This window comes from Bacteroides sp. GM023 (assembly GCF_014750685.1).
GTDB lineage: Bacteria > Bacteroidota > Bacteroidia > Bacteroidales > Bacteroidaceae > Bacteroides.
Window position 1 is genome coordinate 216,147 of record NZ_JAAXGE010000002.1, and the last position, 15,792, is coordinate 231,938.

Below are 15,792 nucleotides of genomic sequence, written 5' to 3' on the forward strand. Positions count from 1 at the left end.
ATACTGATTTATGTTGGTTTAAAAATTGATGTTCAATCCGAAGAGGTACGTGCGCGGGTTGGGATAGCTTGCCCAGTCGATACCCATTTCCGTCACACCTTTGCCCACTGACACGGCTTCCGGATCCATGCCGGAATAACCGGTGATGGTAAACGGATTTTGCGCGGAGAAAGAGAGACGCAATACGATGTCTTTGGTCCACCGCTTCGGCAAGGTATATCCTATTTGCAACATCTTGCAACGAAGGTAAGAACCGTCTTCCACGAAGAAGCTCGATGGACGTGTCCAGTTCATGTTCGAGTCGTTCACTGACAGGCGGGGCAATGAGTTGCTCGTTCCTTCGCCATGCCAGGAACTATTGTATGTTCCGGCATACACGTTCTCGCCACCCGCACCGGAGTAACGACCTTTGGTCGTGTTGAACACATCGTTGCCGATAGTGCCGTAGAAGTTGGCCATGAAGTCAATGTTCTTATAAGAAACACGTCCGTTGATGCCGACCATCAAATCGGGGAATGCCGAACCGATGTATGTTTTATCTTTATCATCCAGTGTGCCGTCGCCGTTCAAATCTTTGAAACGGATGTCGCCGGGTACTGCATTGGGTTGGATTACAGAACCATATTCGTTGGTATGAGCGTTTACCTCTGTCTGGTTCTGGAAAATACCGTCGGCCACAAAGCCGTAGAAGCGGCTGATTTCTCCGCCTTCTTCATTACGGATAATGTAATCGCCGTTGAAGGAACCTGTATAGATAGGAGTGTCACCACCCAGCAGTTTCTTGGCTTTACTCTTTACAGAAGAAAGATTTACGCCTACTTCATAGCTGAAGTCTCCTTTGTGGTCGTTCCAATTGAGGGAAAGTTCCCATCCGGTAGCTTGCATACTGCCTACGTTCTCCCACATTTGTCCGTTCCACATGGGATAACCGAGAACCAGCAGATTGTCTTTTTTCATCAACATGTCTTTCGATTCTTTGCGGAACCATTCGGCAGTAACACTCAAACGGTTGTTCAGAAAAGCCATGTCCACACCAACACCATAATCTTCCACTGTCTCCCAACGAACACTCTTGTTACCAATGGTACTCACGCTTGTCCCAATGACACGGTCGCCATTCGGTCCAAAAGCATAATCACCGCCACCAATAGCCGACTGATAAGCAGAGTTATCAATATTCTCATTACCTACACGTCCCCAGCCGGCACGTAATTTCAGATTATCAAAGATATGCTGGTTTTTCATAAAAGGTTCGCCCGACACACGCCACGCAGCAGATACTGCGGGAAAAGTAGCATATTTATTATTTTTGGGGAATCTTGAAGAGCCATCCACACGTACAGAAGCTGTCAAATAATAACGGTCATTGTAATTGTAGATGATACGTCCCAAATAAGAAATCATTGAATGGTATTCGTTCAGTCCGTCTGCCTTCTCATTCAATGTTCCACCACGTACATATTGCAGAAGTTCATCATTATTCGTCGGAACGCCGTCACGTGAACCGGTCAGCCAGTAATGCTGGTAACGTTCCATCGTATAGCCACCCATCAGGTTGATGTTATGCTTTTCATTGAATGTTTTCATCCATGTTATGGTATTTGTCCAGTTCCAGTCTACCCAGTTCTTCATTTCCCGTTTGGCGGTATTTAGTGAAGCTTGTTCCAAATTGCTCAGATGGAATTCAGGGCTGAACTCATCAAAAAGACGGAAACGTGCATTTACTCCGAATTGACTGCGTATTACCAAACCTTTAATAGGTTCAATACTTACATAAGGGTTGGCAAGCAATCCGTATTCATCAGTGTTCTTCGACAAACGTGCCATGCTTGCCACCGGATTCCAAACCTCGCTATTGTGAGAACGTGAATAATTATCATATTCATTATCTGTCCATTCATTTTCGGGGCGCATCACCGGGGTAGTCGGATCCATTGCCATTACAGCACCGAGCAAGTCCGGAGTATCTTTCCAGTTTTCGTATTTGGGTGTGAAATCAATACCGGCTTTCACTATCTTGTTGAAGTTATATTCCATACTGAAGCGAGCGGTAAACTTCTGCCAGTTACCTGTCTTATACTGTGAGTCTTGTCCGAAGTAGCCGATACTGGCTGAATAGAGCAACTTATCAGTGCCACCGGAGAAACTGAGGTTATAGTTATGAATCAAGGCGGTCTTATTCAATGTCTCTTTCCACCAGTCGGTGCCTTCGGCATCGGTAATATTAGCTTTTCCGCTATATGCCGGCATACTGTCGTCATTGATATAACGTGCTCTTTGAACATATTCGTATTCGGAAGCTTTTGCCATATCGGGTTGTTTCAAGGTCTGGAAACCGGCAGAAGCAGAGAAGCTAAATTTGGTATCGCCTTTCTTGCCTTTTTTAGTGGTAATCAAAATTACGCCATTCGATGCACGTGTACCATAGATAGCTGCTGCCGAAGCATCTTTCAAGACTTGCATACTCTCAATATCATTTTGGTCGAGGAAGTTGATATTAGTTCCTACCGGCATTCCATCTACTACATACAGAGGGTCGACACTATTGACAGTAGATACGCCACGAATGATTACACGGGGAGTAGTACCCGGACCGCCACTGCTTTGTACCTGCACACCATTGATTTTTCCCTGCAAAGAGTTCATGGCGTTGCCGGTACTCATCGTTTTCAGGTCTTCACCCTTTATGGCTGCAATGGAACTAGTCAAGTCACCTTTCTTTACCGCACCATAGCCGATAACCACTACCTCGTCCAGCGCCTGCATATCATCGTGCATCACTACATTGATGGCAGTACGACCGTTTACCTTGATTTCCTGAGTTTTATATCCAATCATAGAGAAAACGACAGTGGCATCTTTAGATACATTGCTCAAGGTATAGTTACCGTCCAAATCGGTTACAGTACCGTTCGTTGTTCCCTTCACCAAGACTGTAAGACCAATCATCGGCTGCTTGTCACTCGCTGCAACGGCATTACCGGTCAGCCTCACTTGCTGGGCACTTAAGCCCAGCGCAAAGAACGATAATAAAAGGAATAAGTATCGTTTCATGTTTTTATAGCATTATATTAGTTATTCTTCTTTAGTAATTTAGATTGCCCAAGGTGAGTGTCAAACTCAAAAGTGTATTTGCCTGGGGGAACTCTCTTGGAACTGTTATTCACTCCAGTCAGGAAAGATTCATTGGCACCGTCAAATCTCCAGGCCGGTTCCGTCCACCATCCATCCGGATGATAAGGAGTGATATTCACGTCAAATGAATCTTCTTTACTATAGGTCAACTCTGTAGTCAAACGATACAAATTGTTCGGGTCCTGCGTCAATTCGTGAATATTCTTCGGTCCGCCCCAGCCGGGAGCACCATCAAACCAGCCGCCGACAAAGCCCATCTTCAGTTCATACTCCTGATCGTTATAATGTAACTTCGAGCCAATAGCTATAGGAGCATCTGTCGGCGTATATGGAGTCACTGTATATTCTCCGCTTTCAAGATTGAAAATGATTTCATAATATCCTTTACCGGGTAAAATAATAGGTTGTATATTCTCTTTCACTTCCGTCATATTTCTCGGATTTGTCTTATCATCACCAAAGCAGATATCAAAATTATCCTTATTGGCTACAAAACGAATTGGCGTGTTTTCAACAGCCGAATAATAACGGGCTCTATATTGAAGAACCGACATACGTTCAACTGGCATCGGAACTCCCCAAACATCTCCATCTGTAAGCAAAGCATTATCCGTTCCTTCAAAGTCCACCAAATACATACTCGAATAGTCATGCAACCTAGTCACCAATATAGTAGATTCTCTTTCAACTACATTATCAAAAGCATCGACAGCACGCACAGTCATTATATAAGCACCAACTCCATCTGAAGGGAATGTGATTGTTTTCTCAAAAGTAGCTTCCGTTTCACCTTCTTCCACATCCACACGTTCGGAAATATCCAAACCGGGAATAGTCAACTCCAAATAAGCTAATGCTTTATCATCTTTGGCAGTAAAATTAAACGTCATACTTTCATTAATAGCAATATTGAAGTTTTCAGGGAAACTAGTAGATATAATTTCCGGTTCTGTATAATCACCGTCCATTGTAATCAGCACATTGCTTTCCATTGTACGTCCGCCCAAATCCGTAACGGTTACTTTTACAGTAAATTCGTCGCCTTCAGTCTCATCGGGAATGGTAAATCCATAGTTCAAATCGTATTCATAGAGGGTTTCCGGGTAGAGAGCCACCAGGTCGATTATCTTATCCAGATATAATTCTGATGATTGCAAACGGATGGAACGGATACCATCTTTATCCGCTACTTTTCCCGCAATCTTAAATTCATAGCCGGTTAATGTACGTACATGTTCGGAAGCCAGTTCGAGAGTCGGGCTCTGCCCGTCTACATCTTTGTAGTCATTATCGTCGCTACATCCGGTAGTCAACGTTGCAGCAAAAAGAAAAGTCCATAACGCTGCGCCATGCAAAAATCTTGCCTTCATAATAATAGTATTTAATGATTAAAACTTCTAGGTTCGCTGTGAAAGCTGAGGTACTTTTTCCGCTTTCACAATGCAAATATAAGTGAATAAGCCACATAGGAGAGATAAAAATCATGCAGAGAAGCATCACAAATCATGCAATGCACGATTTACATACGCTAAATAAAATATTTATTCCTATTTTTGAACCTGTAAATGAAACGAATAGGCACGAGTTATGAGAAAACACATTGCGTTTGGCACTTTATTTCTTTTCCTGTCTTTATTATCAGTCTCCCGGCTGATAGCGCAACCTTATTCTGTGAAACGGTTGGGTATTGAGCAGGGACTTTCTAATAATTATGTAGTCAGTATCGCGCAGGACAAGCAAGGGTTCCTGTGGTTTGCCACGGAAGAAGGGCTCAATAAGTTTGACGGTACCCGCTTTATCACCTTTTATAAGAACGACCCGTCCAAGAATTCCCAAAGTATCACCGGGAATGAACTTAACCGGATATATGCCGACCCGGAACGTCCCATTGTATGGATTGCTACGCAACGTGACGGGTTAAATGCCTACAATTATCATTCGCAGACATTTACCGCTTATCAGCATGACCCGCAGAATCCGCATAGCCTGATAACAAACGATGTCACGGATATTGCCGCTTCCGCAGAAAATACGGACGGCTTATGGATAAGCACTTATTATCGGGGCATAGATTATCTGGATATTACCACCGAACAGTTCACGCATTACAACAAGACAACTGTTCCGGCATTGGACTGCGAACAGACATGGACTGTATTGGACGGTGGAGACGACAATCTTTATATCGGACATGTGAACGGCGGTTTCAGCATACTTTCCTTGAAAGACAAGAGTGTAAGGAACTTCAAAAATGAACCGGACAATCCCAACAGCCTGCCGGGGAATGATGTACGGACAATATTAAAAGACAGCAACGGGAATATATGGCTCGGGACGGACAGAGGTTTGGCTCTCTATAATGCCGCTACCCAAAACTTCGTAACTTTCCGGCAGAACCCGAACGACAAATATGGCACACTCTCCAGCCGCATCTTCTCTATCAAGCAACTGAATGACAACAGACTATGGATTGCTTCCGAATTGAACGGCATTGCCATACTCGACCTGAAACAGAGCCAGTTCCTTTCACCCAGACAGATTACTTTCGAATTTCTACGGGAAGGGGACGATAACCGCAGCCTTTCCAATGCCAGTGTGCGGTATATCTATCAGGACTCTTTCAATAACATTTGGATTGGGACATGGGGCGGCGGCATCAACTTTATCAGCAGTGAGCCCCCTTTATTCACGACTATTGATTATTCTCCTATCCCCGACAATGAGAACAGTCTGAACAATAAGGTGGTAAGCAGTATCTGCACCGACAGGCAGGGGCGTCTGTGGGTAGGTACGGACGGCGGCGGAATCAATGTTTTTGAGAATAACAGACGGATTGCCATTTATAAGAAAGAGACGGGAGATTTACAGGCAAACTCTGTTCTGAGCGCTTTCCGTGATTCCAGGGACAATCTATGGTTCGGTGCTTTTCAAGGAAGTATCAGCCATTATAACACCCGGACAAAGACATTCCGTTCAATCTCCCCGATGGGTAAATCGAATCTGGATGTCCGTGCCTTTTACGAAGACAACCAGCACCGTATCTGGATAGGATGCAGTGAAGGGATATTCGTCTACAATCCCGACAATATGGAAGTCATTCAACATTACCACACTGGTAACAGCGAACTGCACGGCAACTTCATCCGAAGCATCGCACAGGATGACAAAGGACGTTTTTGGATTGGTACATTCGGCGATGGAATGGGGGTTTATTCACCGGATTTCCACTTAGTCAAGAAGTATATCCAAAGAGAGGGCTTCTGCTCCAACACTATCAATCATATCTATCGGGACAAACAAAAAAGAATGTGGATAGCTACCGGAGACGGATTAGTATGTTTCAACCCTGCAAGCGATTCGGATTACAAGACTTACCAGCGTAAAGACGGGCTCGTCAATACGTGCATCCAAGCCATCACCGAAGACCAGGCAGGAAATATCTGGTTCAGCAGCAACAAAGGTATCGGCTGCTATGTGACGAAGAAAGATTGTTTCTATTACTACGGTCACTCGGACGATGTGCCTGCCGGAAACTTCACGAGTGCCAGTGTAGCAAGGAATATGGACGGCTCCATCTACTTCGGCTCTATCAACGGCGTGTGCTGCTTCACTCCCAACATCACGATGAGCGAACTTAAAACGCCGCCGGCTATCATCACGGAAATGAAAATATTCGAACGGCTGGACAATCAGGAGAACAATGACACCTTTGTCTCCCTATTGGAAGGAAAAGAAGTGGAACTGACCCATGCCCGGAATACATTCAGCCTGACATTCAACGTACAGAACTACTCGCTTGTCAACCAAATGGAGTATGCCTATATGCTGAAAGGACTCGAAAACTCGTGGTACACGGTGAATGAAAACAACAGCGTCACTTTCCGGAATATCCCGCCGGGGAAATATGAATTCCTTATCAAGGCGCGGGTGCATAACCAGGAATGGCCGGACGAAGCGACTTCGCTCACCATCCGGATTAATCCCCCTCTTTGGCTGACGTGGTGGGCAAAACTAGTCTATATACTGGTATCTATCAGCATCATCTACCTTATCCTGCACGCTTACAAGAAGAAGCTGGATTTGGAAAGCCTTTATACACTGGAGAAAAAGAACCACGAGCAAGAACAGGAATTGAACCAGGAACGCCTGCGTTTCTACACGAATATCACCCATGAGCTGCGCACACCACTGACGCTAATTCTCGGTCCTCTGGAAGATATGCAGAAAGACCAGTCCCTTCCGGCAAAACAGGCACAGAAGTTGTCCGTCATTCATCAGAGCGCACTCCGGTTGCTCAATCTGATTAATCAGATATTGGAGTTCCGCAAGACGGAGACACAGAACAAGAAATTATGTGTCTGCAAAGGCAATATCGCCCCCCTAATCTACGAGACAGGGCTTAAATACAAGGAACTCAACCAGAAGACAAAGATTGACTTCCGGATTCAGGTAGAGAAAGAGGAGATGCTTCTTTTCTTTGACAAGGAAATCGTTACCATTATTCTGGATAATCTGATTTCCAATGCCATCAAATATACGGAGCAGGGACGCATCACTCTAAGTCTGTATCAAACGATACGCAATGAAGTGGCTTATACGGAGATTAAAGTCAGTGATACCGGATACGGCATCTCAGCCGAGGCTTTGCCGCATATTTTCGACCGTTATTATCAGGAAAGCGGTTCGCATCAGGCATCCGGGACAGGTATCGGACTGGCTTTGGTCAGAAATCTCGTGGAACTGCATGAAGGGGAAATACGCGTTGAAAGTACGCAAAACGAAGGAAGTACTTTCTATATCAGCCTATTGACGGATAATATTTATCCAAATGCCTTACACGCCGATTCAACGGAACAGGCTGAAAAAGAGGAAGAAGTACAAAACGTTTCTTCGGACGATGCACAGGATGCGACACTGGACAGCGGCAAACCGATCCTGTTGATTGTAGAGGATAACGAGGAAATACAGAATTATATTGCCGAGTCTTTCTCCGATTCCTTTGAAGTAATCACAGCCAACAATGGCGAGGAAGGGAAACAACAGGCTCTCAGCCGTATCCCGGATATTATAGTCAGCGATATTATGATGCCTGTCATGGACGGTATCACATTGTGCCGGCAGCTAAAGGATGATGTACGCACAAGCCATATTCCTATAATCCTGCTGACTGCGAAAGACTCTTTGCAGGATAAAGAGGAAGGATACGAGGTAGGGGCAGATTCTTATCTGACGAAACCGTTCAGTGCTTCTTTATTGCGCAGCCGAATCAATAACCTGCTTGAATCAAGAAAGAAACTCGTCGCACAATTCCAGTCGCAGCCTACTCCAAGCAGCCATACGGACTTAAACGAGAAACGCACGATGATTACCGAAGCGCTGAGTAAACTTGATAATGAATTTATCAAGAAGATTACGCAATTAATCGAAGAGAACCTTTCCTCGGAAAAGATTGACATCACTTACCTTTCAGACAAGATGTGCATGAGCGGTTCCACCCTTTACCGGAAGATGAAAGCGTTGACCGGACTTTCGACTAATGAATACATTCGGAAGGTGAAGATGGAGAATGCAGAACGCCTGCTGCTTGAAGGAAAATACAACATTTCCGAAATTGCTTATAAAGTAGGAATGAACAGTTCAGGATACTTCCGCCAATGTTTCAAAGATGAGTTCGGCGTCTCTCCTTCGGATTATCTGAAACAAATCAAGCAATCATAAAGAAGTGTTTTGTTGCGCATAAATAGACACCCCTATCAACAAAAAAAGAGAAAATAGAATTTTTCTTGGTACTAGCATAATGATTCTTTTTTATTGGATTCAGAACACAAAAGTACGCAGTCACACGTTTAATTCATGTTCAATAATCACTATAATACTTCCAAAAATCAACATAAAGTTTTCCTAATGACAAAGAAAAAACAAACCCTACTTATGAAAACGTTAGGAAAAACAAAATAAAGTCTGTTTCTTTGTACGCTAAACCACAATCTTTTACCAGAAAAAGGAGAGCCTATGAGCAACAAACAACGTATAAGCAATGAACAGGAGATACTAAAGCTAGTATCCGAAGGAGATTCGAAAGCTTTTCGTACGTTGTATATGCACTATTACGACCGCTTATTCAATTTCGCCATGCTGTTTCTTCATTCGGAAGCCGCCTGCGAGGACGTCATAGGAGACGTGTTTTTTGTTTTGTGGAAAGACAGAAGCATGCTCACTGCTATCCCCAATTTCCATCCTTACATCTATCAGGCAGTACGCAACGGATGCCTCAACGTACTGAAAAGCGGATATATCTCCAAAAGAGACGATATCTCCGAAAGAGAAATGCAAATAAGCATCACTACCCAGAACCCTTTGGACGAATTATCCTACAACGAGTTGCACCATGCAGTGAAGCAAGCCATCTCCTCACTGCCCGAACGCTGCCGCGTCATCTTCCGGATGGCGAAAGAAGATGAAATGAATCATCGCGAAATTGCAGAAGCTCTGAACGTGAAACTTTGTACCGTAGAACGCCAGCTTTTGCTCGCCAAAGCTAAAATAAAAGAGTCAATAAAGCCCTTTCTGGAAAAAATTTAAAAAAAAGTGCATTTTCCTTTTAGTAGTTTTGCCCCTTGAGTTTTCTATATAGTATAAAGCTTTATATTATATTTGAAAACAAAAGAAGATGCGCACTAAAGAAGAAGAAACAAGTAAGTTGGATGCCCTGTTCGAAAGCATAGAATTTCGAACTCCCCATCCAAGCAATGAACACTCGGCGGAGAAATCATTCTCCCGCCTGATGACACGAATCCAAACCGACAACAAATCGATTGACATTTTCCGCCAACGCGCCAACCGGTACCGGATTTGGCTGGCTGCCGCCACAGTGGCACTATTGGTTGCAATGAGCGGCTGGTTATACATGATGCTGGACAATAATCCTTCATTCATCGTGACGAGTAATAACACCGGTATCGTACAGAATGTATCGCTTCCCGACGGAACCGTTATCAAACTGAACAACTGCTCCAAGCTCATTTATCCGGAGCATTTTTCCGGTGACTTGAGAGAAGTCTTTCTGGAAGGAGAAGCCTACTTCGACGTAGCACACGATAAGAAACATCCTTTTATCGTACGCGCCGGAGAATTGAAAATCAGAGTACTGGGAACGAAATTCAACGTAAACGCAAGTTCACGGGTTCCGCAAATTACAGCCACACTGATAGAAGGCTCGATTGAAGCAGTCACGGGGAAGAAAAACATACTGATGAAACCCAACCAGAAGCTGAAGTACGACGTAAACAGCGGAAGGGTATCTCTTACGGAACTTGCTAATGCAAACAAGGAGATAAAATGGACACAGAATGTATGGATGTTGTCCGATACGCCATTGCTCGACATTTGCCAGCGTCTGGAACAACAGTTCAACGTAAAATTCATCATCATGAACGACGAATTGATAAACAAGTCCTTCACCGGAGAATTTTACACGAACGAGAGCCTGGAGTCTATCTTAAAGACCATGCAGATAAGCACCTCATTCAAGTATGAATGGAAGGGAAAAAATATTGTATTGAAATAAAGTAATTGTAAACTATTAAAACCTTATCGCCTATGATATAGTACTGTAAAAGACACAAAAAAAGCGAGAAAATAGTACCAGTATTTCCTCGCTTCAGAGCTTCGTAAAAATCATGGCAGTGTTCACATTGCCACAATCCTTAATTTCTAATTTATAAAAGTATGACAAACTTAAGAAAGTACCAAATTTCTTATCAAAAATGTTGCCACACTTCCATAAAAGCACTGCAAAAGAGCATTTATGTGGCAATATTACTTTTAATGATCCCCGGTTTCGCCTTTTCCCAGACAACGAAACGAGACATTAAGCTCAATTTCAACAACGTACCTATCGTTAAAGTATTCGAAAGTATCGAGAAACAAAGTGATTACTCTTTCTTTTACAACAACGACATCAACACCAGTCTGAAAGCTTCAATAGAAATTACCTCAAACAATATCAACCAGATTGTCGGTACTCTGCTGAAGGGAACATCAATCGATTACCGGATTTCCGACAAACGCATTGTCCTGTTCCAGAAAAAGACAGCGGAAGAAAGTAAAAAAGCATATACAGTTTCAGGAGTAATAAATGATGCTTCAGGACCGGTTATCGGGGCTTCTGTCGCCACTAAAGACGGAAAAGGGACAATCACTTCCATAGATGGTGACTTCCGGCTGGAAAATATACATGTCGGTGATGTGCTGACAGTATCTTATATCGGCTATAAGACACAGAACATCGTGTTCAACGGTCAATCGAAACTTAATATCACCTTGTCGGAAGAAGCAACCGAATTAGACCAGGTGGTGGTGACGGCTCTAGGTATCAAACGTGCCGAGAAAGCACTTAGCTACAACGTTCAGCAAATCAGCGGAGATGAAATCACGACCGTAAAAGACCCGAACTTCATGAATTCACTGACCGGTAAAGTAGCCGGTGTGACCATCAACTCCGCCTCTTCAGGTGCCGGTGGTTCGGCTCGTGTAGTGATGCGTGGTGTCAAGTCAATCACCAAGTCAAACAACGCACTTTACGTAATCGACGGTATCCCCATGTTCAACATCGTCAATGAGTCTGGCGATACAGGAATCCTGGCTTCACAGCCCGGTAGCGACGGGGTTGCAGATATCAACCCGGACGACATTGAATCGATCAATATGTTGACCGGACCTGCTGCTGCCGCTCTTTATGGAAATGCCGCTGCTGCGGGTGTGGTACTTATCAACACCAAGAAAGGGTCTAAAGACAAGACGAGTGTCAGCGTTTCAAGCAGTACCATCTTCTCCACACCCAATATGATGCCCGAAATGCAAAGCAAATACGGGAACAAAGAAGGCGTGTTCGCCAGTTGGGGAGATGTTGTAAACAGCAGCTACGACCCGAAGAGCTTCTTCAGAACCGGAGTCAATACAATCAATTCAGTGTCGCTTTCTACCGGTACAGCCAAGAACCAGACTTATGTCTCCGTATCGGCAACGAACTCAACCGGTATTATTCCCAACAATAAGTATGAACGGTACAATGTATCCGGACGTAACACGGCTCAGTTCCTGAATGACAAACTGACACTGGACTTCGGAGCCAACCTAATCTTCCAGAATGATAGAAACATGCTGGGACAAGGTCGTTACTTCAATCCGCTTACCTCGCTCTATATCTTCCCGCGTGGAGGAAACTTTGACGCGATTCGTATGTACGAGAACTACAACGAAGGTTTGGGCATCCATGAACAATATTGGCCGTACGACACACAAAGTATGGAATTGCAAAACCCGTACTGGACAATCTACCGTAATGTCCGCGAAAACTCCAAGAAACGTTTTATGACCAATGTTTCCTTGAAATGGGATATCATCAAGGGCCTCGACATTGTCGGACGTCTGAAATATGACAGGACGACTAGCCGCGCGACCGACAAGCGTTATGCCTCTACCATTGAACAGTTTGCCAGCGATTACGGTGGTTATTACGATACGCAGAGCTCATACAGCAGTTTCTACGGTGATATCCTGTTGAATATCTCCAAAACATTCAAAGAAAATATGTGGTCGTTCAATTCAAACGTCGGAGCGTCTATCAATGACCAGCGGAAAGAAGTGCTCGGCCACGGTGGAAACCTGAACGGTATCTACAACTTCTTTGCTATCCACAACATTGACACTTCTGCCAAATACAGAAGAGAGCAATCCGGATACATCGAACAATCACAAGGTATTTTCGCCAATGCCGAAGTAGGCTACAAAAGCATGCTGTATCTGACCGCTACCGGACGTAACGACTGGGAGTCGCAGTTGGCCTTCACCGATACATCCAGTTTCTTCTATTATTCTGTCGGCTTGTCGAGCGTCGTTTCCAGCATGGTCAAGCTACCCGACTGGATTTCATTCCTGAAACTGCGTGCCACGTATACGGAAGTAGGTAACTCGCCCGAACGATTCATCACACGTTCATCTTATGCTTATGACAATGCGTCAGGCAACTGGACTTCCACTTCTATCTTTCCGATGCGTGACCTGAAACCGGAAAGAACCCGTTCATGGGAAGTCGGAATCAACTCCAAATGGTGGAACAACCGCATTTCTTTCGACTTGACTTATTATCGCTCCAACACGATTAACCAGACGTTCACCGCAGACCTTTCGGCTTCTTCCGGTTATTCAAAAGCTTATGTGCAAAGTGGTAATATCCGCAATGACGGTATCGAAATGGGATTGGGATTCAGCGACAACTGGGGTGGTTTCTCCTGGGACAGCAATGTCACCCTGTCATGGAATAAAAATAAAATCACCAGACTGACCGAAGGTTCTGTAAACCCGATGACCGGTGAACCGATTACCAAAGACAGCTACGATGTAGGAAGCTTCGGTAACCTGGACGCAACCGTAAAACTGGTTAAAGGAGGTACGGTGGGTGATGTGTACGCCACTCACTTAATCAAGAAAGACGGTAACGGGAAAATATTCGTAAGCCCGCAAACAGGAAAAATAGAAGTCGAAACAGTAGAAGAATTCAAACTGGGCTCCATTCTTCCTAAAGTCAACATGGGTTGGAACAACAACTTCTCATACAAAGGAGTCAACCTGGGTGTCACGCTGACAGCCCGTATCGGCGGTATTGCCTTGTCGGGAACACAAAGCGTGCTCGACCAGTACGGAGTCTCCAAGATTTCTGCGGACTACCGTGATGCCGGCGGCGTTCCTATCAACAACGGATTATTGGACACCGAAAAATACTATGACGCTGTCAAAGGCTATGCGGCTTATTATACATACAGCGCCACCAACGTGCGACTGGCTGAACTGAATGTAAGCTACACGCTGCCCCAGAAGTGGTTCAACGACAAAATGAAATTGACTGTCGGACTGGTAGGCAAGAATCTCTGGATGATTTATTGCAAAGCACCGTTCGACCCGGAAATGTCACCCTCTACTCAATCTAACTATTACCAAAGTTACGACTACTTTATGCAGCCAACTACACGTAATATCGGATTCAGCGTAAAACTTAATTTCTAAACAGAAAATGATTATGAAAAAAGTAACAACTCGATTTATAGCTTTTGCACTATTGATACTCTTCATGTGCAATTGTACGGGGAAATTTGAGGAATATAACAGCAACCCCTACCAGCCGACCGAATTGAACCCGCGGCTTTTATTTGCACAAATCATCTCATGCATGTCCTCCATCCAGGAGAACCCGGCCCAGCGTAACATTACTTTCTGGTCAGGCCCTTTCGGCGGCATGCTGACTCCGTCAAGCAGTTGGAGCAGAACCCAGCATTTCTACACCTACAACGTGGATGACGACTGGAACAAACGTTCTGTCAATCTTTATTTCAACAACTTATATCCCAACTATTTCTCTATCGAGAAATTCTCCAACGCTTCGGGGCACTATTATGCGCTCGCCAAAATCATGAGAGTGCATATCATGCAAATGGTAGCCACCATGCAGGGGCCACTCCCTTACACCAAAGTATCCAATGGAGAATACTCGGTAGGATATGACAACGAAGAGACAGCCTGGAAAGCCATGGTAGACGATTTGGATTATAGCATCGGCGTACTCACATCCTTGATGAATACCGACCCCGGCTTTAACGAACTGACTACGGAAGACCGTGTGTACGGGGGTGACTATAAGTTATGGATCAAATTCGCCAACTCCCTGAAGCTGCGTATTGCTATCCGCATCAGCGGAGTGGCAGATACTTATGCCCAAAGAATAGCAGAAGAAGCGGTTTCACATCCTTACGGAGTGATGGACAGCAACGCCAGTGACGCGTATGACATAATAACCAACACGAACTACAAAAACGGTCTGGCTAGTGTAAACGACTGGAAAGAGGTTCGTGCCAACGCCTGCATTGTCTCTTTCATGAATGGATATCAAGACCCGAGACGGAGTTCTTATTTCACCCAGGCCAGCATACCCGGCAAAACCGGATACTATGGTGTACGCTCCGGGATACAAGGTATCACCACGGATATGTTTGTCAACTACTCCACTGTGAATGTAGATGCCAAATCCCCCATGTTGATATTCAACTCTGCCGAGGTAGCTTTCCTGCGTGCCGAAGGAGCTTTGAAAGGTTGGAATATGGGCGGGACCGCCAAAGATTTCTACAACGAAGGAATCCGTCTGTCATTCAGCGAACATGGAATATCGGGGGCTGATTCGTATATTACCAACAACACCAATGTACCGGAGGATTATGACTGCCCGTTGGACTCCAAGTACAATTACACGAATCCGTGCAAACTGACCGTAGCTTGGGATGACGGTAGCGGTGCCGATGTTAAAGAGAAGAACCTCGAACGTATCCTGACGCAAAAAATGATTGCCAACTTCCCGATTGGCAACGAAACATGGGCCGACTTCCGACGTACGGGATATCCTGCCGTATTCCCGGCATACGACAACCTTTCCACACAAGGGGTAACCAAAGAGCGCCAGCAACGCCGCCTTCGTTTCTCCGAGGATGAGTATAAGAGCAATGGCACCAGTATAGCAGAAGCTTGTACATTCCTGTCCAGCGGACAAGATACGGAAGCTACCGACCTTTGGTGGGCTAAGAAAAACTAATGTATAATGACTCAAACAGA

At 44.7% G+C, this 15,792-nt stretch carries 7 protein-coding genes; 5 read left to right on the forward strand and 2 right to left on the reverse strand.

What is annotated here, in order from left to right; translation table 11 throughout:
- Nucleotides 1–18: 18 nt before the first annotated feature.
- Nucleotides 19–3,054 carry a TonB-dependent receptor gene (locus HC965_RS03660; protein WP_191030179.1) on the reverse strand — a complete coding sequence of 1,012 codons (3,036 nt, stop codon included), beginning with the start codon at nucleotides 3,052–3,054 and terminating at the stop codon, nucleotides 19–21.
- A 17-nt stretch (nucleotides 3,055–3,071) separates the two neighbouring features.
- Nucleotides 3,072–4,505 (reverse strand): hypothetical protein, encoded by a 1,434-nt coding sequence (locus HC965_RS03665; protein WP_191030180.1) that lies wholly within the window; start codon nucleotides 4,503–4,505, stop codon nucleotides 3,072–3,074.
- Nucleotides 4,506–4,722: 217 nt separating this feature from the next.
- On the opposite strand from HC965_RS03665, the gene HC965_RS03670 reads away from it, so the two are divergent.
- From HC965_RS03670 to HC965_RS03690, 5 genes are all read left to right on the forward strand, one after another.
- The gene (locus HC965_RS03670) at nucleotides 4,723–8,853 is read left to right on the forward strand and encodes a two-component regulator propeller domain-containing protein (RefSeq protein ID WP_191030181.1); all 4,131 of its coding nucleotides are present in this window, start codon (nucleotides 4,723–4,725) and stop codon (nucleotides 8,851–8,853) included.
- 294 nt (nucleotides 8,854–9,147) lie between these two features.
- Nucleotides 9,148–9,717, forward strand: coding sequence for an RNA polymerase sigma-70 factor (locus HC965_RS03675; RefSeq protein WP_191030182.1), 570 nt, complete (start codon nucleotides 9,148–9,150; stop codon nucleotides 9,715–9,717).
- Nucleotides 9,718–9,805: 88 nt separating this feature from the next.
- On the forward strand, nucleotides 9,806–10,702 hold the full coding sequence (locus HC965_RS03680; protein WP_191030183.1) for a FecR family protein: 897 nt from the start codon (nucleotides 9,806–9,808) through the stop codon (nucleotides 10,700–10,702).
- Nucleotides 10,703–10,962: 260 nt separating this feature from the next.
- Nucleotides 10,963–14,199 (forward strand): SusC/RagA family TonB-linked outer membrane protein, encoded by a 3,237-nt coding sequence (locus HC965_RS03685; protein ID WP_370539962.1) that lies wholly within the window; start codon nucleotides 10,963–10,965, stop codon nucleotides 14,197–14,199.
- Nucleotides 14,200–14,212: 13 nt separating this feature from the next.
- Nucleotides 14,213–15,772 (forward strand): SusD/RagB family nutrient-binding outer membrane lipoprotein, encoded by a 1,560-nt coding sequence (locus tag HC965_RS03690; protein WP_191030185.1) that lies wholly within the window; start codon nucleotides 14,213–14,215, stop codon nucleotides 15,770–15,772.
- Nucleotides 15,773–15,792 lie beyond the last annotated feature (20 nt).

Bases quoted from the DNA above. Each gene is read 5' to 3' on its own strand.
- HC965_RS03660 (WP_191030179.1), bottom strand. From the start codon at position 3,054: ATGAAACGATACTTATTCCTTTTATTATCGTTCTTTGCGCTGGGCTTA.
- HC965_RS03665 (WP_191030180.1), bottom strand. From the start codon at position 4,505: ATGAAGGCAAGATTTTTGCATGGCGCAGCGTTATGGACTTTTCTTTTT.
- HC965_RS03670 (WP_191030181.1), top strand. From the start codon at position 4,723: ATGAGAAAACACATTGCGTTTGGCACTTTATTTCTTTTCCTGTCTTTA.
- HC965_RS03675 (WP_191030182.1), top strand. From the start codon at position 9,148: ATGAGCAACAAACAACGTATAAGCAATGAACAGGAGATACTAAAGCTA.
- HC965_RS03680 (WP_191030183.1), top strand. From the start codon at position 9,806: ATGCGCACTAAAGAAGAAGAAACAAGTAAGTTGGATGCCCTGTTCGAA.
- HC965_RS03685 (WP_370539962.1), top strand. From the start codon at position 10,963: ATGATCCCCGGTTTCGCCTTTTCCCAGACAACGAAACGAGACATTAAG.
- HC965_RS03690 (WP_191030185.1), top strand. From the start codon at position 14,213: ATGAAAAAAGTAACAACTCGATTTATAGCTTTTGCACTATTGATACTC.